Annotated in this window: 14 protein-coding genes; 4 read left to right on the top strand and 10 right to left on the bottom strand. The window is 68.2% G+C overall.

Annotation, left to right across the window (positions count from 1 at the left end; translation table 11 throughout):
* The first annotated feature begins 45 nt into the window (after positions 1–45).
* Positions 46–2,307 carry a phosphoenolpyruvate--protein phosphotransferase gene (gene ptsP / locus KA217_01285; protein MBP7711088.1) on the top strand — a complete coding sequence of 754 codons (2,262 nt, stop codon included), beginning with the start codon at positions 46–48 and terminating at the stop codon, positions 2,305–2,307.
* Here the strand turns inward: ptsP and KA217_01280 are convergent.
* Entirely contained in the window at positions 2,304–3,785 is a 1,482-nt protein-coding gene (locus KA217_01280; protein ID MBP7711087.1) for a RimK family protein, read from the bottom strand. The two genes, ptsP and KA217_01280, sit on opposite strands and share 4 nt — an antisense overlap.
* Positions 3,778–4,998 (bottom strand): peptidase C39 family protein, encoded by a 1,221-nt coding sequence (locus tag KA217_01275; protein MBP7711086.1) that lies wholly within the window; start codon positions 4,996–4,998, stop codon positions 3,778–3,780. The genes KA217_01280 and KA217_01275 overlap by 8 nt, the downstream gene beginning before the upstream one ends.
* A 150-nt stretch (positions 4,999–5,148) precedes the next feature.
* Here KA217_01275 and argE point away from each other — a divergent pair, with 150 nt between their 5' ends.
* Positions 5,149–6,303: an acetylornithine deacetylase gene (gene argE / locus KA217_01270; protein MBP7711085.1), complete on the top strand. Its 1,155-nt coding sequence runs from the start codon at positions 5,149–5,151 to the stop codon at positions 6,301–6,303.
* A 203-nt stretch (positions 6,304–6,506) separates the two neighbouring features.
* Here argE and KA217_01265 read toward each other — a convergent pair whose 3' ends face one another.
* Positions 6,507–7,883: a DUF3300 domain-containing protein gene (locus KA217_01265; GenBank protein ID MBP7711084.1), complete on the bottom strand. Its 1,377-nt coding sequence runs from the start codon at positions 7,881–7,883 to the stop codon at positions 6,507–6,509.
* Positions 7,884–8,189: 306 nt separating this feature from the next.
* Here KA217_01265 and KA217_01260 point away from each other — a divergent pair, with 306 nt between their 5' ends.
* Both KA217_01260 and KA217_01255 read left to right on the top strand, forming a co-directional pair.
* Positions 8,190–9,362, top strand: coding sequence for an efflux RND transporter periplasmic adaptor subunit (locus KA217_01260; protein MBP7711083.1), 1,173 nt, complete (start codon positions 8,190–8,192; stop codon positions 9,360–9,362).
* Between the two features lie 165 nt (positions 9,363–9,527).
* On the top strand, positions 9,528–12,800 hold the full coding sequence (locus tag KA217_01255) for an efflux RND transporter permease subunit (protein ID MBP7711082.1): 3,273 nt from the start codon (positions 9,528–9,530) through the stop codon (positions 12,798–12,800).
* A 342-nt stretch (positions 12,801–13,142) separates the two neighbouring features.
* Here KA217_01255 and KA217_01250 read toward each other — a convergent pair whose 3' ends face one another.
* From KA217_01250 to KA217_01220, 7 genes are all read right to left on the bottom strand, one after another.
* Entirely contained in the window at positions 13,143–14,936 is a 1,794-nt protein-coding gene (locus tag KA217_01250) for an NAD-dependent malic enzyme (protein MBP7711081.1), read from the bottom strand.
* Between the two features lie 74 nt (positions 14,937–15,010).
* Positions 15,011–16,294 carry a TRAP transporter large permease subunit gene (locus tag KA217_01245; protein ID MBP7711080.1) on the bottom strand — a complete coding sequence of 428 codons (1,284 nt, stop codon included), beginning with the start codon at positions 16,292–16,294 and terminating at the stop codon, positions 15,011–15,013.
* Between the two features lie 3 nt (positions 16,295–16,297).
* Positions 16,298–16,951, bottom strand: coding sequence for a TRAP transporter small permease (locus tag KA217_01240; GenBank protein MBP7711079.1), 654 nt, complete (start codon positions 16,949–16,951; stop codon positions 16,298–16,300).
* Between the two features lie 55 nt (positions 16,952–17,006).
* The gene (locus tag KA217_01235) at positions 17,007–18,026 is read right to left on the bottom strand and encodes a TRAP transporter substrate-binding protein (GenBank protein ID MBP7711078.1); all 1,020 of its coding nucleotides are present in this window, start codon (positions 18,024–18,026) and stop codon (positions 17,007–17,009) included.
* A 65-nt stretch (positions 18,027–18,091) separates the two neighbouring features.
* Entirely contained in the window at positions 18,092–18,847 is a 756-nt protein-coding gene (locus KA217_01230) for a fumarate reductase iron-sulfur subunit (protein ID MBP7711077.1), read from the bottom strand.
* A complete protein-coding gene (locus KA217_01225) occupies positions 18,844–20,826 on the bottom strand; it encodes a fumarate reductase flavoprotein subunit (GenBank protein ID MBP7711076.1) in 1,983 nt (660 codons plus the stop codon). The genes KA217_01230 and KA217_01225 overlap by 4 nt, the downstream gene beginning before the upstream one ends.
* Entirely contained in the window at positions 20,823–21,557 is a 735-nt protein-coding gene (locus KA217_01220; GenBank protein ID MBP7711075.1) for a fumarate reductase cytochrome b subunit, read from the bottom strand. The genes KA217_01225 and KA217_01220 overlap by 4 nt, the downstream gene beginning before the upstream one ends.
* Positions 21,558–21,775 lie beyond the last annotated feature (218 nt).

Genomic DNA, 21,775 nt, shown 5'->3' with positions numbered 1-21,775 from the left:
GGCCGTTACAGGAGAACAGGGGACCACCCGCCACCGACCGCCCAGATGCTCGAGCCCCTCCGCCGCCTGGTCCAGGACGTCTCCACAGCCGAAAACCTCGACGAAGCGTTGCCCCTGATCGTGCACCAGGTCAGGGAGGCCCTCGAGGTGGACGCCTGCGCGGTGTTCCTGCGCGACGACGCCAGCGGCGAGATGGTCCTGATGGCGACCGAAGGACTCCCCCCCGGCTGCGAGGGGCGGGTTCGCCTGGCGCCGGGCGAGGGCCTGGTCGGATTCGTCGCCGAGCGCAAGGAGCCGGTCAACCTGGAGAACGCCGGGGCCCACCCCCGCTACGTGCCCTGTCCCCAGACTTGCGAGGAACGCTTTCACGGCTTCCTCGGCGTGCCCATCGTCCACTACCGGGAAGTCCTGGGCGTGCTGGTCGCCCAGCAGCGCGGGCACCGCCTGTTCAATCCCAGTGAGGCGGCGTTCATGGTGGCGGTCGCCGCGCAGCTCGCCGGCGCGATCCGGTCCGCACGCACCACCGGCGGGATTGGCAGGATCGGGGTGGGCACGAGCTTCGTGCAGGGCGTTGCCGGGGCCCCGGGCGTCGCCATCGGGACCGTCGCCGTCAGCCATCCCCTCGCCCGTCTCTCGGACGTGCCCGACCGCCCGGCGACGGACCCCAACGCCGAGGCCGAGCTGTTCCTCACCGCGGTCGAGCGGGTCCAGGACGAGCTGCGCAGCCTGGGCGACCGCATGTCCACCCTCCTGCCCCGGGAGGAGCGCTCACTGTTCGACGTCTTCGCCCTCCTGCTCGACAGCAAGCAGCTGGTGGAGCCCACCGTGCGCCGCATCCGCGCCGGGAGCTGGGCCCCGGCCGCCTGGCGCGACACGGTGATGGAGCACGTGCGGGCCTTCGAGCAGATGAACGACGAGTATCTGCGCACGCGCGCCGGCGACCTGCGCGACATCGGCCGGCGCGTGCTGGTGGCCCTGCAGTCCGAGGCCCGGGAGCCGCGCCGCTACCCCGAGCGCTGCGTGCTGGTGGGCGAGGAGATCACCGCGGCGGACCTCGCGGAGGTCCCTGCCGGCCGGTTGGCCGGTGTGCTCTGCAGCCGCGGCTCGGTGCTCTCCCACACCGCGATACTGGCCCGCGCCCTCGGCGTGCCGGCGGTGATGGGCCTCGGCGACCTGCCCATCGGACGCATCGACGGCGCGCCGGTCGTCGTCGACGGCTACCAGGGACGGGTCTACGTGCGCCCGCACCGCCGGGTGGTGGTGGAATTCGAGCGCCTGCTGCGGGACGAGGAGGTCCTGGCCGCGGGGCTGCGCGAGCTGAGGGACCTGCCCGCGCGCACCCCCGACGGCCACTCGGTGGAGCTCCAGGTCAACACGGGACTGGTGGCCGACATCCAACTGGGCCTCGAGAGCGGCGCCGAAGGGGTCGGGCTCTACCGCACCGAGTTCCCCTACATGATCCGCCACGCCTTCCCGAGCGAGGAGGAGCTGTTCCGCAACTACCGCCACGTGCTGGCCGCGCTCGCCCCGAGGCCGGTGGTGATGCGCACGCTCGACGTCGGCGGCGACAAGACCCTGCCCTACTTCGCCATCGAGGAAGACAACCCGTTCCTCGGCTGGCGAGGGATACGGATCACCCTCGACCAGCCCGAGATCTTCCACACCCAGCTGCGCGCCATGCTGCGGGCGAACATCTCCTTCGACAACCTGCAGATCCTGTTACCCATGGTGAGCCACGTGCGGGAGGTCGACGAGGCCCTCGCGATCGTCGACCGCACCGTCGCGGAGCTGCGCGAGGAGGGCCGCGCGGTCTCGCGCCCGCCGGTGGGCGTGATGGTGGAGGTGCCCGCGGCCGCCCTGCAGACGGCGGCGCTCGCGCGCCGGGCCGACTTCCTGTCCATCGGCACCAACGACCTGATCCAGTACCTGCTGGCGGTCGACCGCAACAACGCACGCGTCGCGGCGCTCTACGACGCCCTGCACCCCGCGGTCATCCAGACGGTCAACTGGGTGGTCGAAGAGAGCCACCGGACCGGCACACGCGTCGGAGTGTGCGGGGAGATGGCGGGCGACCCGGCATCCGCCCTGCTCCTGCTCGGCATGGGCGTGGACAGCATGAGCATGGCGGCCTCGAGCCTGCCGCGCGTCAAGTGGGTCGTGCGCAGCTTCACCCGGGACCACGCGCGCGAACTGCTCCAGGAGGCCCTCCAGCTCGAAGAGGCGTTTGCGGTGCGCCTGCTGGTGCACGCGGCCCTCAAGGACGCGGGCCTCGGCAACCTGATCCGGCCGCTGAAGTCGGCCGCCTAGCCGCCTGCCCCGCGGCGGCGGTCCAGGCGCTCCACGAAGTCGGCGATGAGGGTCCGGTAGAGCTCGTCCTTCAGCACCTTGTCCTCGACCCCGGCGTCGATGCTCGGGTTGTCGTTCACCTCGATGACCACGACACCCTTGTGGGTCTGCTTCAGGTCCACCCCGTAGAGCCCGTCGCCGATCAGGTTGGCCGCCCGCAGGGCCGTCTTCACGACCTCGGGCGGGGCATCTTCCACGCGCAGCGTCTCGAAACCGCCCTCCTTTGGGCGGCCCTTGACGTCGTGGTTGACGATCTTCCAGTGCCGCTCCGACATGTAGTAGCGGCAGACGAAGATCGGCTTGCGCGACAGGACCCCCACCCGCCAGTCGTAGTCGGTGTAGAGGAATTCCTGGGCCAGGATCAGGTCCGAGTCCTTGAACAGCCGGCCCGCGATCCGCTGCAGCTCCGCGCGGTTGTCGGCCTTGAAGACCCCGCGGGAAAACGAGCCGTCCGGGATCTTCAGCACGATGGGGTACGGGATCTCCGCTTCCAGCTCGTCCAGGCTCTCGCGGCGCACGATCTCGGTCTTCGGGGTCGGCACCCGGTTGGCCTGGAGCAGTTCCGCGAGGTAGACCTTGTTCGTGCAGCGCAGGATGGAATCGGGGTCGTCCAGCACCACCATGCCCTCGCTCTCGGCCTTCTTGGCGAAGCGGTAGGTGTGGTGGTTGATCTGGGTCGTCTCGCGAATGAACAGCGCGTCGTATTCCGCGAGCCGGCCGTAGTCCTTGCGGGTGATCAGGTCCACGTCCACGCCGAGATCGCGCCCTGCGGCGACGAGCCCCTTCAAAGCCTGCGCGTTCGAGGGCGGCATCGACTCGTCGGGGTCGTGCAGCACGGCCAGCTCGTACTTGAACCGGTGGCGCGCCCGGGGCTGGCGCCAGCGCTGCGAGAGGTAGCCGTCGAGCGCGGCGAAGAATCCCTGCTCCTGGGAGGGGGAGAGCGTGTTGACGGGCACCGCACGGACCTCGTCGATCCGCCACGCACCCTGCACCAGCCCGAACTCCACGCGCAGCAGCGGGCAGCGGAAGGCCTCGAAGATCTGCCGCGCGATGTCCCGCAGCTCCTTCACCTCGGTGTGACCGAAGCAGATCGTGATCTCGTAAGCGGTGGGCTGCAGGGTCGATTTCCGCCGGCCGAGGATCTTCTGCACATGGCTGTCCAGGTCCTCGGTCGAGAGGCTGTAGATGGAGCGGCGCGAGAGGTCCTGGATCGTGCGCACCGTGGGCACGACCTTGTGGCCCCGGGCCTCGGCGAGCAGCGAGCAGTAGTACCCGACGGACAGGTAGCGATAGCTGCGGCAGAGGTTGATGACGCGCATCTGCTTGCGCGCCGACCACTCGGGGCGGTTCAGGTAATCCCGCGCGGAGATGACGGGAAGGCTCGGGTAGTGCGCCTTCCAATCGGAGGCGTGCTCGACCAGCAGGACGTGCTCAGCCATGGCCCTCGTTCCGGTAAACGATCACCACCGCCTGCAGGCCCGCGCGCCCGTAGCGGGCCATGTGCGCGAACTCCCGGTGGGGGATCGGCATGTTGATGCTGTCGACCTGGCGCTCGCCCTCCGCGTAGTCGACGTAGGGGTCGTGGGCGTACACGAAGTGGTCGTCGAACCCGGTGACCACGACCCAGTGGGGAAACTTCTCCTCGTAGATGCGGTACGAGCTGATCAGCACCAGCGGGATCCCGCCGGCCCGGAATCGCTCGCGCAGCTCGGCGACCGAGAGCGTGCCGTGCTGGATGGGGATGCCGCGGCGCCGGCACTCCCCGATGAAGTCCTCGTGGACCAGGCGCATGACCTCCTTCTTCTCGGGGCTGCGGACCGAGTCGACCAGCGGCACGCCCTCGTCGTTGACGAAGACCTCGACGCGGAATCCCCGGCGCAGGGCCGACAGGGCGAGCCCGTACGGTCCGCACCCGCCGTGCCCCGAGGTCATGAAGATGGTCGTGGCCTCGCGCCAGATCCGCAGCTCCAGCGTGCGGTCGAGCGGCAGCGGGGGCGAGATCGCCTTCATCGCCATCATCAGCGAGGAGGCCCCGCAGGTGAAGTCGAGCGTCTGCTCGTAATAGGGGACGCGACCGAGGTCCGGGTTCAGGTGCGGCGCGAGCGACTTCTCGTAGCGCACGGCCTGCATGTGGTCCTCATAGTAATCGTCGTAGACCCCGAGCTCGCGGTATCCCAACGACTCGAAGAGACCTCGCGACGGGGCGTTGTCGCGGCGGATCTCCAGGCGCATGTAGGCCCGCTCCCGGCTCTGCGCCGCCGCCTCGGCCGCTCCCACGAGGGCCCGCCCGATGCCCTGGCCACCGTACTCGGGCATGACGGCGATGGAGTACAGCCGGGCCGTGGAAGTGGCCTTCGAGAACAGCACCAGGACGTACGCGACGAGCCGGCCGTCGCGCTCGCAGACGAGCGTCTCCGAGTTGCCACGGGCCAACAGGTAGCGGAATTGCCGCCGGCTGATCCGGTCGCCCTTGAAGGTCGCCTGCTCGATGGCCACCAGGGCCGGCGCGTCCGCGAGCGACGCGCGCCGGATCTCGCAGGGCGGACGGCCTTCCTGGACCCGGCGCGCGGGGGCCGGCGGGGTGCCGGGGGCAGGCGTCACGGCAGGTGTCGGTACGGGTGCGGGTGCGGATGCGGGTGCAGGTATGGGCATGGGGCTCGGGTCGCTTCGCGGCCGCGGCGGGACGACGCCCTTCATTCTCCGCCCCCCTGCCTCCAGGGGAAAGGACCGGGTCGGCAAGGGTTCGCTGGGGACGGGGGCCGGCGGGCGACGGCGAAAAGGCGCAGGCGTTACTATGAGCGGATGCACCGCGCGACACCCGACGTGATGGAGATGATGGCACGGCTGGTGGCCACGCCCTCGGTGAGCAGCGTCAGCCCCGCCTTCGACCAGAGCAACGCAGCGGTCATCGCCCTGCTCGCGGAATGGGCCGAGGGACTGGGCTTCACCGTGGAGGTCCGGGACCTGCCCGGCCACCCCGGCAAGCGGAACCTCGTGGCGACCCTGGGCCAGGGGGGGAATGGGCTGGTGCTCGCCGGTCACACGGACACGGTGCCCTACGACGAGGGGCAGTGGCGCCACGACCCCTTCCGGCTGACGCAAGACGGCGGTCGCCTGTACGGGCTTGGGATCGCCGACATGAAGGCCTTCTTCGCGCTCGCCCTCGAGGCGGCGAGAGGCCTGGGGCCAAGCCCTCTCGCGCGCCCGCTGGTGCTGCTCGCCACGGCGGACGAGGAATCGTCCATGTGCGGGGCCATCACGCTCGCCGAGAGCGGACGCCCCCTGGGGCGTTACGCCGTCATCGGCGAGCCGACCGGCCTCGTCCCGGTCCGGATGCACAAGGGCATCCTGATGGAGGCGGTGCGCCTGGTGGGCCGCGCGGGCCACTCGAGCGACCCGGCGCTCGGCAACTCGGCGCTCGAGGGGATGCACAGTCTCCTGTCGGAACTGCTCGCCTGGCGCACCGAGCTCCAGGCCGCGCACCGCGACGACACCTTCGCCGTGCCCGTGCCCACCATGAACCTGGGCCGCATCTGGGGCGGGGACAACCCCAACCGGATCTGCGGGGAGTGCGAGCTGCACCTCGACCTGAGGCCACTGCCCGGGATGCGCTTGGCCGACCTGCGCGCCGAGCTCCGACGCCGGGTGGAGAGGGTCGCGGCGGCTCGGGGGCTCGCCTGGGAGACCCGGCCGCTCTTCGCCGGGATCGAGGCGATGGAGACCCCGGCGGCCTCCGTACTCGTCCGGGCCCTCGAGGATCTGACGGGTTATCCGGCGGGCGCGGCGGCCTTCGGGACAGAGGCGCCCTACCTGACCGCCCTCGGCATGGAGACGGTCGTCTGGGGTCCGGGGGACATCGCCCAGGCCCACCAGCCGGACGAGTACCTCGCGCTCGAGCGGGTTCCCCGGACCGTGGGGCTGCTGGGGGCACTGATCGAGAGGTTCTGCCGGGAGTAGCCAGCGCTGAAAAACCCCTTTCGGTCGTCACCCCCGGAGGGGCCCCACGGGACACGCCGCAAGTACATCCCTGTAGGCTCGTCTGCCGCCGTCCCTGGCGGCAGACGGTCCCGTGGGGCCCCTCCGGGGGCCACGACCGCGCCGGGCTGGCCGCGCCAAACTCGCCGCTCCAGGCTAGGCACTCCAGGATGGGGTGCCGGCTCCTACCTCACCTGCCACCCTCGCCCGCCGTGACCCCCGTGACCCTGAGCGGGCTCCTGCCCCGAGCGCCCGGGGAACCCCTGGGAACCCCCAGTGAACCCCTGGGGGCTCCCTCCCCGCCCCGCCGTGCCGCCACTGGGTGCCACGCGCGCTCCACCCGGCCGCGAGCCGTCAAAGGCGGCCCCCGGCATCGGGCGACCGGGGTTCACCGCGGATCCGCCGACGCTCCGCTCCCGAACCACGGACCGGTCCACGCGCGGGGAGCGGTCCGTAGTCGCGGGGCGGTCCCGCGCTACGGAGCGGTCCGGCGTCGCGGGGCGGTCCCGCGCTACGGAGCGGTCCGGCGTCGCGGAGCGGTCCCGCGCTACGGAGCGGTCCAGCGTCCGGCCGGTCTGCCACGAGCGGGGCCGCTCGGGCTGCAGCCCCCCGTCGACCCGCGGACCCCCCAGCCTCTGCTGCAGGTGCTGCGCGTCCATACGCCGGGCGGACTGCCCGCCCGGACGTGCGCCCGGGATCCCCGTGAAGCGCTCGCGCGCCTGCTGCTCCCGGTAGCGCAGCCCGTGCCGGTGGCTCGGGTCGTGCTGCCAACGCCGCACGTCGGCCTCGCCGGCGAGCACCGGGTGCAGGTTGACGTGCCGGTTGAAGGTGACGTTGCGCACCGGGTCCCGGTGCCGGTGGACGTGAATGTAATGGTGGTGCCAGTCAAACCCGCCCCAAAGGTAATCGCTGACGGCGATTCCGAGGCCGAAGGAGATGCCCGCGACCAGGCCCGAGCTGACGACGTAGCCCCGCGGGTACCACCCGTACGGGGCGACCGGCCACCACCACCCCCCATAGACGACGGTCGGGTTGTAGACCGGGACGTAGACCACCTCGGGGTCCGCCGGCTCGATCACGATGACCTCCGGCTGCACCAACACCTTCTGGCGGTCGTTCGTGCCCAGGTTGCCCGCCTCGTGGGCACGGCGCCTGAGCTGCTGGACCGTGTCCATGACCCGGTCCTGCTCCGTGAGCACCGCGTCACCCAACCGCTGCGTCCACTCCAGGCGCTCGCTCATCATCTCCAGGACCTGCGGGAAGGGAGCCAGGGCCTTCACGCTCGGGTCCCACGGCTCGTCCTCCAGGGCACGCCCCAGGGCCCCACCGGAGAGGCCGGGGTTCGCCTTGACCCAGCGGGCCGCCTGGACGACCTCCAGGGGATAGGTCGAGGCCATCAGGACCTGGGACAGGAGGGCGTCCGGGTACAGGGCCACGGGCGCGAGGATGCGGTCCAGCTCCTGCTGAGACAGGGCCCCTCCCTCCTGAGCCCGGGCCACTGGCGCCAGGCCCACCAGGACCGCCAGCGTCAGTCCCACGAATCGCTTCCACAGGGCGTTCACGACCACGTCCTCCCGGTGCGCCCGCGCACCCTACCGAGACGGGCACCAGCCCGAACCGTGGCAGGATTGTCCCCAGGTGAGAATGAACGGCGACTGAACGGGTCGACCCCACCCTGGAGGACCCTTGCCGCCCCGGCAGACCCTCTGCATGCAGGGCGAGGGGGGGGTGGACTAGACTGTCATCAGGCCGCATCGCCGACGCGGATTCCTGAATTGAAATAACATACATTAATTTAGTATCTTCTGATTTTCCGCTAGAATTTACCGGTTTCCGCGACGTGCGGGTCCATCGAGTTTCGGGGTATCGTGAACATGAACAAAACGGTCACTTATGTGCTGACCGCCGGTCTCCTGGCGGCCGGCTTGAAGCTCACGCTGGTTCAGGCGCAGGGCGAGCCAGCAGCCGGCGCAGCGCCGGCGCCGCAACCCGTATCGCGGGAGATCATCGAGGTCAAATCCGGCAGCGCCGGCGGCGTGGTGTCCCTCGGGGGCACGGTGATGCCCGAGAAGATCGTCACCCTCTCCGCCCAGATGCCGGGTGACGTGAAGTTCGTGGCGGGCGCCGAGGGCGACACCTTCAAGAAGGGCGACCGCCTGGTGGAGTTGGATACGAACGCGCTGCGGGCAAAGCGCCTGCAGGCCGAGGCGCAGCTCGCTTCGGCGGACGCAGGGTTCCGCAACGCCATCGTCCAGTACAACCGGGAGTTACTCAACCCCAACGCCCAGGCCCAGTCCTACCTGGGCGGCATGCCCGCTCTGACGAGCATGTTCACCGACCCGATGCGCTCGATGATGGGCCAGGGCACACCGGGGGTGGAGCGCCATTCCAGCCTCTATGGCCAGGGTGTGCAGGTCGAGACCGCGCGTAACGCGGTGGAGCAGGCCCGGGCCGCCATCCGCGAGCTCGACCAGAGCCTGGAGAACGCGGTCAGCTTCGCGCCCTTCGACGGGGTGATCCTGAAGAAGATGGCCGAGCAGGGCGACATCGTTCAGCCCGGCATGCCGCTCGTGACCTTCGCCGACGTCACCAAGTTGCAGGTCCGGGTGGAAGTGCCTACCGGGCTGCTGAACACCGTCAAGTCGGCCGGCACCCTGCAGGCCAAGCTCGACAACGACTCCCAGCCCGTGGACGTCTCGGTCGACCGGATATTCCCCATGGCCGACCCCGGCGGACACACCACCACGGTGAAGTTCAACCTGCCGGACGCGACCGGGGCCCACTCGGGCATGTATGCCGAGGTCCTGATCCCAGACCCGACGAAGAAGTCCAGCGAGCACCCGGTGATCCCGAGCTCCGCCATCCTGTGGCGCGGTAGCCTGCCCGCGGTGTTCCTCGTCGAGGAAGGCGGGAACCTCAAGCTTCGCCTCATCCGCCTCGGGGACCGGACGCCCAGCGGGATGATCAGCGTGATCTCGGGGCTCAAGGCCGGCGACCGCATCCTGGCCAACCCGTCCGCTGGCACCCGCGCCGGCTCCTGAGCCGGAACGGACGTCCGCTATAGACACAGGCAGGGGCCGCACTGACACGGCCCCTGCCTTCCTCTTCACGGTCTCTCACCGGAAATCGAGTTCGCCCACACCATGACCGACCCGACTCCCAAAGAACCCACCGCTTCCTGCAAGGAAGTCCAGCAGGTCACCGAGATGGAACTGGGCTTCGCCGGAAAGCTCGCCCAGGCCTTCATCCACTCCCCGCTCTCACCGCTGCTCTTCGCGGTGATGATGCTGCTCGGCATCTACGGCCTGGCCGCCTCTCCGCGCCAGGAAGACCCCGAAATCTCGGTCCCGATGATCGACATCTTCTACCGGATGCCGGGCGCCTCGGCCGAGGAAATCGCCAAGATGCTGGTCGGCCCGCAGGAGCGCGTGCTGTCCGAGATCCCGGGCGTGAAGCACGTGTACTCCGCGAGCGATCAGGAGATGGGCATGATCACGCTGGAGTTCCACGTCGGCGAGGACATGGAGGCGGCGATCGTGCGCACCGGCGAGAAGCTGCGCACCAACGAGGACCTGCTCCCGCCGGGCGCCGAGAAGGCGCAGATGAAGCCCAAGGAGATCGACGACGTCCCCGTCCTGACGCTCACCCTCTGGTCCTCCGACGTGGACGACGCCACCCTGCGTGCGCTCGCCGTCAGCCTGCAGCAGCACCTGAAGCAGGTGCCCAAGACCGGAAACACCTTCGTGGTCGGTGGCCGCGCCCGCCAGGTGCGCATCGACGTCCGGCCCGAGCGGCTGAAGAGCTACGGCATGAGCATGGGCCAGATGGCCCAGGCGCTACAGGGTTTCAACGCCGAGGCGACCGTCGGGTCGACGGAGCGCGACGGCAAGTACACCTACGTGGTGACGGGCACCTTCCTCAACAACGCGGACGACATCAAGCGCCTGGTCGTGGGCATGAGCCGGGATGGTCGGCCCATCTACATGAACGACGTGGCCGAGGTATCCGTGGGGCCGGAAGAGCCACGCCAGATGGTGACCTTCGCCACCGGCGCGGCGCACGCGGGTGAGTCCGTCGATTACGCCCAGGCGGTGACCATCGCCATCGCCAAGCAGAAGGGCGCGAACGGCGTGGCGGTCGTCGACGCGGTGCTGGCCGAGGTCGAGGACGTCAAGGGGTACCTGATCCCGGACAACGTCCAGGTCACGGTCACGCGCAACTACGGGAAGACCGCGAACGACAAGGTCAACTCGCTCATCCTGAAGCTGTTCATCGCGACCGGCGCCGTCACCCTGCTGGTGTGGGTCTCGATGGGGTGGAAACCCTCCCTGGTCGTGCTGTTCACCATTCCGGTGGTGCTGGTCATCACCGTGTTCGCGGGCATGATGACGGGTTATTCCATCAACCGCGTATCGCTCTTCGCGCTGATCTTCTCCATCGGCTTCCTGGTCGACAACGCCATCGTCATCGTGGAGAACATCTACCGGCGCTGGCTTATGCACGGGGAGCCCTGCACCCACGTCGCCATCGACGCGGTGCGCGAGGTCGGCAACCCGACCGTACTCGCCACCTATACGGTGGTCGCGGCGCTGCTGCCCATGGGATTCGTCTCCGGGATGATGGGGCCGTACATGGAGCCCATCCCGGCGCTCGGCTCCGTGGCCATGGTCTTCTCGCTGGTCGCCGCCCTGCTCTTCGCGCCGTGGCTGGCGATGCGCATCGTGCCCAGCATGGACAAGCTGCGTGCGATGCACCACCGCGACGAGAAGATCGACAACTGGCTCGAGGGGGTCTATCAGAAGACCATCGGGACAATCTACAAGAACCGGTTCTACGGCCAGCTGTTCCTGTGGGGATTGATCGGGCTGTTCGCCCTCGCCGCCCTGATGTTCTACACGACGGCGATCACGGTGAAGATGCTGCCGTTCGACAACAAGTCCGAGTTCCAGGTGGTCATCGACATGCCTGCCGGGACGGCCCTGCCCGACACGGCGAGCTTCACGGCGGAGGTCGCCGACCTCGTTCGCCAGGTCCCCGAGGTCCTCTCCGTTCAGACCTACGTGGGGACCGGGGCGCCCTTCGACTTCAACGGCCTGGTGCGCCACTACTACCTGCGCATGTTCCCCTGGCAGTCCCAGATACAGGTCGTGCTCCTGGACAAGGAGGACCGGGACCGGAACGGACACGAGATCGCCATCGACGTGCGCGGGCGGCTCGCCAGCTTCATCGATGCGTCCGGGATCAAGAAGTACGACGGCGCAGGCGTCACCGTGGTCGAGATGCCGCCGGGCCCGCCGGTCCTGCAGACGCTGGTCGCCGAGGTCTATGGCCCTGACGCCGCTACCCGCAAGGACTCGGCCCGGGCCATACAGCGCGCCTTCGCCGAATCCGACCTGGTGGGCGAAGAGCAGACGATGATCCGCGCCCCGATGACCTCCTGGCGCTTCGAGGTGGACGCCGAGAAGGCGGCCCTGAGCGGCGTCAGCATCGACAGCATCAACAAGCACCTGGCGATGGCCATGGGCGAGTTCAAGGTCGGGGACGTCAAGGAGAAAGGCGTCCAGGAGCCCACCTTCATCCTGATGCAGGTGCCCCTGGCCAAGCGCTCCGTCCTGACCAACCTGAACGACCTGCCCATCATGAACCAGCGGGGCACGGCCAGTGTGCCGCTGGGTGAGTTGGGCCGCTTTGTCGAGGAGACGCGCGACGACATCATCTTCCACAAGGACCTGCGGCCGATGGAGTACGTGATCGGCGACGCCAAGGGCCGCCTTGCCGCACCCATCTACGCCCAGATGGACGTGGACCGTCTGCTGCAGAGCCATCGGACCCCCGACGACGTCGTCCTGTCGGGGACCTACGCCGGGCCGCCGGCGTCCGACAGCCACTCCGGGTTCGAGTGGAGCGGCGAGTGGACGGTGACCTTCGAGACCTTCCGGGACATGGGGGTGGCCTACGCCATCGCGCTGCTGGCCATCTACATGCTGGTCGTGTGGCAGTTCGGCAACTTCGTCATCCCGGCGGTCATCATGGCCCCCATTCCCCTGACGCTGCTCGGCATCGTTCCGGGACATATGATGTGGGGAGCGGACTTCACGGCGACCTCCATGATCGGCTGGATCGCGCTCGCGGGCATCATCGTGCGCAACTCCATCCTCCTGGTGGACTTCACGCTGGTCCTGGTGCGCAGGGGACTGCCGCTCTACGACGCCGTCATCACGGCGGCGAAGGCGAGGACCCGGCCCATCATGATCACGGCGCTCGCCCTCGTCCTCGGGTCCATGGTGATCCTCACCGACCCGATCTTCCAGGGCATGGCGATCTCGCTGCTCTACGGGGTGTTCGTCTCCACCATCCTGACCCTGCTGGTGGTGCCGCTCGGATGCCTCAGCGTGGGAGAGGACACCTTCCGCTGTGCCGCCTGTCTGGACACGGACGAGAACACGCCGGACTCCGCAGCCCAGAGCAAGGCCTCGTAAGCAGGCCATCGCAGACAGAAAGACGTAGAGAGCTGCTTGCGGCGGACGCCCCCCTCGGGGGGCGTCCCGCTGCAACAGCAGCGGCCGCCAGGGCCGCACCCTTCGGGAACCACCCTCCCTTCTCGCCAACACGCTGCTCTCCCCACGAATGGGTGGCAACGCCCGGTGTGTGTGGCTCGTTCGTACGCGATGGGTAAGCCCCCCCTCCCTCTCGGCACGCGCAGTCCTGAGCGCGCACCGCAAGCGCGAGGTTCACGCAACGCTTACGAAGAATGGGGGGGGAACTGCGGAAAGGACTTCCGTCCAGGCCGAGAGAAGCCCGGACGGAAGTCCCCAGTTACTTCAGGCGTAACGCGGGTACTCGGGCTTCCACATCTGCTTGCGGATGAATGCCGCCAGGTCGCGCGGCTTGCGGATGCCCGCCAGGCGGTCCCGGAAGGCGGACTCGGCGACGGCCACCGCGATGGCCGCAGAGACCTCCTGGATGCGCTCGAGCGAGGGGTAGATCCGCCCCATCTCCAGGTCGCTCTCGAGCACCTGGGCCGCCAGGGCCTTCGCCGACTCGAAGAACATGCGGTCCGTGACGCTCTTGGCCTCCACCGCGATCGCCCCGAGGCCCACGCCCGGGAAGATGTAGGCGTTGTTTCCCTGCCCCGGCACGTAGGTCTTGCCGTTGTACACGACCGGGTCGAACGGGCTGCCGCTCGCGAAGATCGCCTTGCCCTTCGACCAGGTATACGCCTCTTCCGCGGTGCACTCCGCCTTGGAGGTCGGGTTCGAAAGCGCAAAGACGATGGGGCGCTCGTTCATCGCCGACATCGTCTCGATCACTTCCTGACTGAAGGCCTTGGCCTGGGTCGAGACACCGACGATGGCGGTAGGCTTCAGCGCCTTGATCGCACTCAGCAGGTCCGGCTGGAACGGGAAATCGTGAGCGAAGCGCTGCTTGTGCTCGGCCAGCCCCTCGCGGCTCTTCACCACGAGGCCCTTGCTGTCCACGTACCAGCACTTGCGCCGAGCCTGCTCCGGCGGAACCCCCTCGTCGATCATCGCCGAGACGATCAACTCCCCGATTCCGACTCCGGCCTCACCGGCGCCGAAGAAGAGCACCTGCTGCTCAGCGAGCGTCTTCTTCGTCAGGCGCAGGGCCGAGTAGACCCCCGACAGCGCGACCGCCGCGGTGCCCTGGATGTCGTCGTTGAAGGTCAGCACGCGGTCCCGGAAATCCTCGAGGAGCCGGAAGGCGTTGAGGTTACCGAAGTCCTCGAACTGGATGAGCGCCTTCGGGTAGCGCTTGGCCGCGGCCATCATGAACTCTTCGACGAACTCGTCGTACGCCTCGCCGCGCACCCGGCGCTGACGGATCCCGATGTAGAGCGGATCCTCCAGGAGGGAGTCACGCTCGGTGCCCACGTCCAGCAGCACCGGCAGGGACTTCGAAGGATCGAGCCCTGCGCACGCGGTGTAGAGCGAGAGCTTTCCGATGGGGATGCCCATGCCGAACGCGCCCTGGTCGCCCAGGCCGAGGATGCGCTCCCCGTCGGTGACGACGATGATGCGCACGTCCTTCTCGGGCCAGTTCTTCAGGATCTCGGCGATGCGCCCCCGGTCCTTGTAGGAGAGGTACAGACCCCGCGGCCGGCGGAAGATGTGGCCGAACTTCTGGCACGCCTGCCCCACGGTCGGGGTGTAGATGATGGGCATCATCTCGTTGATGTGGTCCATCACCAGGCGGTAGTACAGCGTCTCGTTCCGGTCCTGCAGGGACGCGAGGTGAATGTAGCGGTCGAGGTCGGTCTGCTTGGCGCGGTAGTTCTCCAGCACCCGAACCAACTGCTCGTCCATCGTGTGGACGTACGGCGGCAGCAGGCCGCGCAGGCGCAGGGCCTCGCGCTCGGCCTCCGTGAACGCGGTGCCCTTGTTCAGCAAGGGGTCGCGCAGGAGCACCTGTCCCTTCGGGATCCGGGGCGCCGGCGCGCCGGCACTGCGGGTGGCCTTCGGGGCCGCCCGAGCGCTCGCCTTCGCGGCCGCCGTGCGGCTCCTCGCAGGTGTCTTCAGGCTCGCCTTCGCGGCCGTCTTCGCGCCCTTCCTCGGGCTCGTCTTCGCGCTCGCGCGCGTACTCTTCGTCTTCGGCATTGCGGGACTTCCTCCGGTGCAATGGACGGTGGGGAGGACTGCGCCCCCCCCACCGTCATCGAGTCAAACCACGGCTACATCATGCCCAGTGTCTTCGGCAGCCAGGTCGAGATGATCGGGATGTAGGTCACCATGCCCAGGAACACCAGCATGGTCAGGAGCCACGGCCAGACCGCGACCGTCAGCTCCGTGATCCCCATGTTGGTGATGCCGCTCGACACGTAGAGGTTGAGGCCCACCGGCGGGTGGCACATGCCCACCTCCATGTTCACCACCATCATGATTCCGAAGTGGACCGGGTCCACTCCCAGATTGATGGCGATGGGGAACAGGATGGGAGCCATGATGAGCACGATGGAGGACGGCTCCATCACGTTGCCGGCGAGGAGCAACAAGACGTTGACGATGAGAAGGAACCCGATGACGCCGAGGCCGGTGCCCATCATCCAGTCGGCCATGGCCTGCGGGATGTTCTCGTGGGTCATCAGGAACGAGAACAGCACCGCGTTCGTGATGATGTAGAGAAGCATCGCGCTCATGTTGGCCGAGTTGAGCAGTACGCGCGGTACTTCCTTCAACTTGAGGTCCTTGTACACGAAGACGGCAACGAAGAAGGCGTAGACCGCGCTCATCGCCGCCGCCTCGGTCGGGGTGAACATCCCGCTGTAGATGCCCCCGATGACCACGACGACCAGGAAGAGCCCCCACGCGCTCTTCCGGAACGTCTGCCACCGCTCGCCCCAGCTCGCCCGCGGCAGGCGCGGGAAGTTGCCCTTGCGGGCACGGTAATAGGTCGTGATCCCGAGCATGGTCGCGAGGATGATGCCCGGGATGATGCCGGCGATGAACAGGGCGCCGACAGAGGTGTTGGTGGAAACCGAATACATCACCATGACGATCGAGGGCGGGATCAGGATGCCGAGCGCGCCGGAGGTCGTGATGACCCCCGCGCCGAAGCGCTTCGGGTAACCCATCCGGACCATCGCCGGCAGGAGGATCGAGCCGATCGCCACCACCGTCGCCGGCGACGAACCGGACACCGCGGCGAAGAGCGCGCACGCCACGACGCCGCCCAACCCGAGCCCCCCATGCCAGTGACCCACCATGCTGTTGGCGAAGTTGATCATCCGCCGAGCGACGCCCCCGTGGGTGAGGAAGTTGCCGGCCAGGATGAAGAACGGGATGGCCATGATCTCGAACTTCTCGATGCCGGTGAACAGCTTCATCGCCACCGACTCGAGGGGGACGTGGGTCATGGTGAAGAGGAAGGTCAGCACGGTCAGGCCCAGCGAGATCGAGATGGGCATGCCCGTCAGCATCAGGGCAATCAGCAGAATGAAGATGAAGGCAGTGCTCATGGCTCACACCTCGTCCTTCGGTGGCATGCGGGGCGGGCGCGGGTGGGAGTCGTCCTGCAGGGCGTACCAGTTGAAATCCTTCTCAATCTTGATTTCCTTGGGGAGCTCCGCGCCTTCCGCCTCGAGCCCTTCCACGTGGCCGTGCTCGTGACGGGGCAGATTGCCGGTGCGCCAGAAGGACCAGGCCACCTGCAGAAACCGGAAACACATCAGGTAGGAGCCGAGCGGGATCGCCAGGTACGCGATCCAGGCGGGTATTTCCAGGTCCGGCGACGTCTGGTCGGTCTGGGAGAGCCCCCAGACGAACTCGGCCCCGAGGGTTCCGATGACACCGGTGAAGAGCGCGCCCGCGAGGAGACCGAACAGGATGAACAGGTCCCGCGGGCGGTCATGCAACTGGTTGACCAGCACGTCCACACCCACGTGGATGCCGGTGCGCACGCCGTAGGCGGCGCCGAACTTCGCCATCCATACGAACATGTAGATGGTGAGCTCCTGGGCCCAACCCATGTCGAGCCCGATGAGGAAGTCCTGCACGTAGGGTATCGCGTGTCCGGCGAGATAGCGGTGCGCGACTGCGGCGAAGGTGATGAGGGTGGCCCCACCCATCAGAAAGGTGATGAGCCACTCCTCCAGGTGATCTAGGATCTTCAGCATTGTGCCCCCTGAACGAGACACCGCCCGCACGGGGCGGGCGGTGTCTCGCGTCGGACTACTTCTGTTCGGCCGCCTTGATGCAGTGGCAGCCCGTTGCCTTGTAGACCGACTCGAGGAGCTCCCGCCCGACCCGGTCCTGCATCTGCGAATGCACCGGGAAAAGGGCCTTCTTGAAGGCGTCGCGCTCCGCCTTCGTCGGCGTATAGATCTCGGTCCGGCCACTCGCCTTCACGGCGGCCAACGCGTCGTCGTTGTCCTTCTTCGCGATCGAGTTGGCGTATTCCGTCGCCTCCTTCATCGCCTTGTCGAGCTGCTCGCGGACGTCCTTGGGCAGACCCTCCCAGAACGCCTTGTTCACGATCACCGCGTACCCCAGGTACCCGTGGTCGGTGAGCGTCAGGTGCTTCTGCACCTCGTGCATCTTCTGGGTGTAGAGGTTCGAGATCGGGTTCTCGGTGCCGTCCACCACGCCGGTCTGCAGGGCCTGGTACACCTCGGAGAAGGCCATCTGCTGGGGCAGGGAGGCGAGCGCCCGCATCTGGGCGTCGAGCACCTTGGAGGACTGGATCCGGAACTTCTTGCCCTTCATGTCCTCGGGCTTGCGGATGGGGGTGTTCGCGGAGAAGGACTTGAAGCCGTTGTCCCAGTACGCGAGGCCCCGGATCCCCTTCGGCTCGAGCTTGTCCAGGATCTGCCGGCCCACGGGGCCCTGGGTGACCTTGTGCAGGTCCTCGTAGCCGTCGAAGATGAACGGCAGGTCAAAGGCCTCGAACTCCCTGACCCCGAGCGGCCCGAACTTCGCGAGCGACGGGGCGAGCATCTGCACCGCACCGAGCGTCAGCGCCTCGAGCTCTTCCTTGTCCTTGTAGAGCGTGCTGTTGGCGTAGACCTCGACCTTCACGCGGCCCTTGGTGTACTCCTCAGCGACCTTCTTGAAGAACTCGGCGGCCCGGCCCTTGGGGGTGTCCGTCGCGACCACGTGGCTGAACTTGATCACGATCGGCGCGTCCGCCGCGTAGGCGGACAGCGAGGCGGCGCAGGCGAGAGCGCCTACCAGGAGGTGTCTACGCTTCATGGGTCGTTCTCCTCAGCAATGGGCGTCGAAAGGCTCGTTCTTTCTACCGGTTGATGATCCGCTCGTCAGCCTCGGGTGAACCCCTGCTTGGCCATCTGGCGGCGCACGTAGGCGATCCTCGCCTGGAGCGGCAGGTCCTTCGGACAGACGTCCTGGCAGCCCAGCAGCGACATGCAGCCGAACACGCCGTTGTCGTCCCCCACCAGCTCATAGTACTCGGCATCCGTGCGCGCGTCGCGCGGGTCGAGACGGAAGCGCGCGATCTTGCTCAGACCGACCGCCCCCACGAACCCCGGGCGCATCTGGGCGGTCGCGCATCCGGCGATGCAGCAGCCGCACTCGATACAGCGGTCGAGCTCGTAGATCTTCTCGGCCAGCTCGGGGTCCATCCGCTCCTCGAGCCGAGTGAGGTCCAGCTCCTGCTCCCTGGTGTGCACCCAGGTCTCGAGCCGCTCGCTCATCCCGCGCATCCACTTGCCGGTGTTCACCGCGAGGTCCGCGATGAGCTCGAAGCCGGGCAGGGGCGCCAGCATGATCTCGAGGCCCAGGTTCTTCGTCTGGGTCCGGCACGCGAGCCCGGGACGCCCGTTGATCAGCATCGCGCAGCTGCCGCAGATCCCTGCGCGGCACACGAAGTCGAAGACCAGCGAGGGGTCCTGTTTCTCGCGGATCTCGTTGAGCGCGATGAAGAGGGTCATCCCGTCCCCCTCCTCCAGCGGGTATTCCTGGATCCGCGGCACGCTCCCCGGCTCCTGCGGGTTGTAGCGCAGGACACGGATGGTGAGCCGCCGGTGGGCGGCCGTAACTGCGTTCTCGCTCATGCCCGGCCCTCCCCGACACGCTCGTTACGGCCCCGGAGACGGGGGGGCAACATCCCCTCCCAGGGCATCAACGCCTGCTGGACCGCGAAGCGGTCGGCACCGGCCATTTCGTTGCGCACCTGCTCCACCTCTGCCGTCCGCTTGGGGCTGTCGGGGTGGTCGATGTAGTCCTTCGCCCCGTAGCCGCGCCAGCCGGGGGGCAACTCCATGCGCATGATGTCGAGCGGCTCGTACTCGAGGGTGGGCAGGGTGTCGTCCTCGCCCCGCCAGAAGGCCAGGGTCCGAGAGAGCCACTGGCGGTCGTCACGCTGGGGGTAGTCCTCGCGGAAGTGGGCCCCCCGGCTCTCCGTACGCTGCAGGGCGCCGTAGGCGGTGGCCAGGGCGAGCTTCAGCATTCTCTGGGTCCGGTAGGCGACGACCAGCTCCGCGTTGGCGCCCCGCGCCTTGTGGCGCAGGCCGATGTGGCGGCTGCGCACCAGCAGGCCCTGGAGCTGCTCGACGCCCGCCGCCAGGTCGGCGCCGGTACGGAAGATCCCCACCTTCTCGGTCATCACGTGGAGCATGGCGCTGCGCAGGGCGTCCGCGCTCTCCGTGCCGCCGCCGTCGAGCAGCAGGTCGAGCTTGCCCTGCTCGCGCCGCACGAACTCCTCGACGAGCCCCATGGGCACGTCGATGCGGTTCTCCGGGCGCTGGCAGAAGTCCGCCACGAACTCGCTCACGATCATCCCGGCCACCACCGTCTCCGCGACGGAGTTGCCGCCGAGCCGGTTGAAGCCGTGCATGTCCCAGCAAGCCGCTTCACCGGCGGCGAACAGGCCCTTCAGCCAGGGGCTCTCGCCGGTGTGGTTGGTGCGCACCCCACCCATCGTGTAGTGCTGGGCGGGCCGCACGGGGATCCACTGCTCGGCCGGGTCGATCCCGAGAAAATACTCGCAGATCTCCTTGACCTCGCGCAGGTTGTGCTCGATGTGCTGACGCCCGAGGAGCGTGATGTCGAGCCAGAGGTGGGTGCCGAAGCGCCCCTTCACCCCCTTGCCCTTGCGGATGTGCTCCTCCATGCGCCGGGACACCACGTCGCGGGAGGCGAGCTCCTTCTTCTCCGGCTCGTAGTCCGGCATGAAGCGGTGGCCGTCCACGTCGCGCAACAGGCCGCCGTCACCGCGGCATCCCTCCGTCACCAGGATCCCGGTGGGGACGATGGCGGTCGGGTGGAACTGGACCGCCTCCATGTTGCCGAGCGGCGCCACGCCCGTCTCGAGGGCCAGGGCGTGACCCATACCCTCGCAGATCACGGCGTTGGTGGTGACGCTGTACAGCCGCCCTGCCCCGCCGGTCGCGACGACCGTTGCCCGCGCGACGTAGGCGCTCAGCTCGCCGGTCGTGAGGTCACGCACGACCGCACCGTAACAGCGGCCCCCGTCGTGGATCAGGGCCAGCGCCTCGGTGCGCTCGTGCACCGGGATGGAGTGGGCGATCGCCCGATCGCCCATCGTCGACAGCATCGCGTGCCCGGTACCGTCGGAGACGTAGCAGGTCCGCCACTTCTTGGTGCCGCCGAAGTCACGCTGGGCGATCAGCCCCGCGGCCTCCGCCCGCTCGGTGATCGTCACCCTCTGCCCGTTGGCCACGATCTCCCGGTCGCCGGGCCGAACCCGGCTCCAGGGCACGCCCCACGCGGCGAGCTCCCGGGCCGCCTGGGGGGCGGTGTGGACGAACATCCGCACCACCTCCTGGTCGGCACCCCAATCGCTCCCCCGCACGGTGTCGGCGAAGTGAACGTCCTCGTTGTCGCCGATGCCCCGCGTCACGTTGGCGAGACTGGCCTGCATGCCTCCCTGGGCCGCTGCGGAGTGGGACCGCTTCGGGGGCACGAGGGAGAGGATGATCGAATCGAGACCCCGCTGGCGGGCGCCGATGGCCACACGCAGGCCGGCGAGGCCACCGCCAATCACGAGCACGTCGCTGTAGATGAGCTTCACGGCTGACCCCCCAGGGAGAGGCCGATCCGCAGGTAGGCTACGAGCGCGGCCAGATCGATCACGAGATAGAACGCCGCGACCCCCAGGGTCGCGAGGAGCAGGCGCCGGCGCCCCTCCGCGCCGATCGTGAAGCTCGGCCAGCCCCACTTCAGCGCCAACCGGTAGAGCCCGAGGGCCGCGTGAGCCACCACGATGGGCAGCAGCACGATGTAGAGGGCCCAGGCGTTGTCCTCGACGACTCGCCGCGCCGAAGGCAGTCCGCCGATGTCCTCCGGCACCGTGATGGGCATGAAGAGGTGGACGGCGACCAGGAAGAAGAGCGCGAACCCTGTCAGCGCCTGGACCCACCACAGCCGGGTGTCGGTGTGGCGCAGGGTCGCGTTGTGGTGGCGGAAGATGGCGAGCTGGTGGTAGTCGTGCGGCAGCTTGCGCATGGCAAGGGCCGCGTGGGCCACGAGCAGGGTCAGGATCCCCAGCGAGAACACCGTGACGATCCAGGGTTGAGGCTCATCGAGGATGCCCTTGCCCTCGAACAGGCGGGCGATGAAGTCGACCGCCTCGGGCCCGAGCAGGATCGAGGAGTCGAGGAACAGGTGGAACCCCACGAAGAGGCCCAGGACGAGCCCCGTGAGACTCTGGGCCACGTCGAGCCGCGCCGGCCAACGGCTCGCGCGCCGACTCGGCACGGGGGCGGTGTGCACGGTCACGGCGCCCGTAGAGTTGGAAGTCATCGATTTTCTCCCCTGTGGGAGTCCGGCGGACTGCCGGTCCCGCTATCGGTAATTCTTATATACCTATAAGTCGCGGTTGCCCCTATCCCTATGACCTAGCTCAAAAAGCCGGGAGCGACCGCCTATCCCCTGTGGAATACCCATCGTATCCCGACAGGGTGACCCGGGGGTCTCCCTGTCGGGATATGGGTTACGAGGCGTAAGCCCTGCGGGCCTTT

It is taken from the genome of Gammaproteobacteria bacterium (genome assembly GCA_017999615.1).
GTDB lineage: Bacteria > Pseudomonadota > Gammaproteobacteria > JAABTG01 > JAABTG01 > JAGNLM01.
The sequence above is the reverse complement of the archived record's forward strand: the minus strand, read 5'-3'. Positions and strand labels throughout refer to the sequence as shown.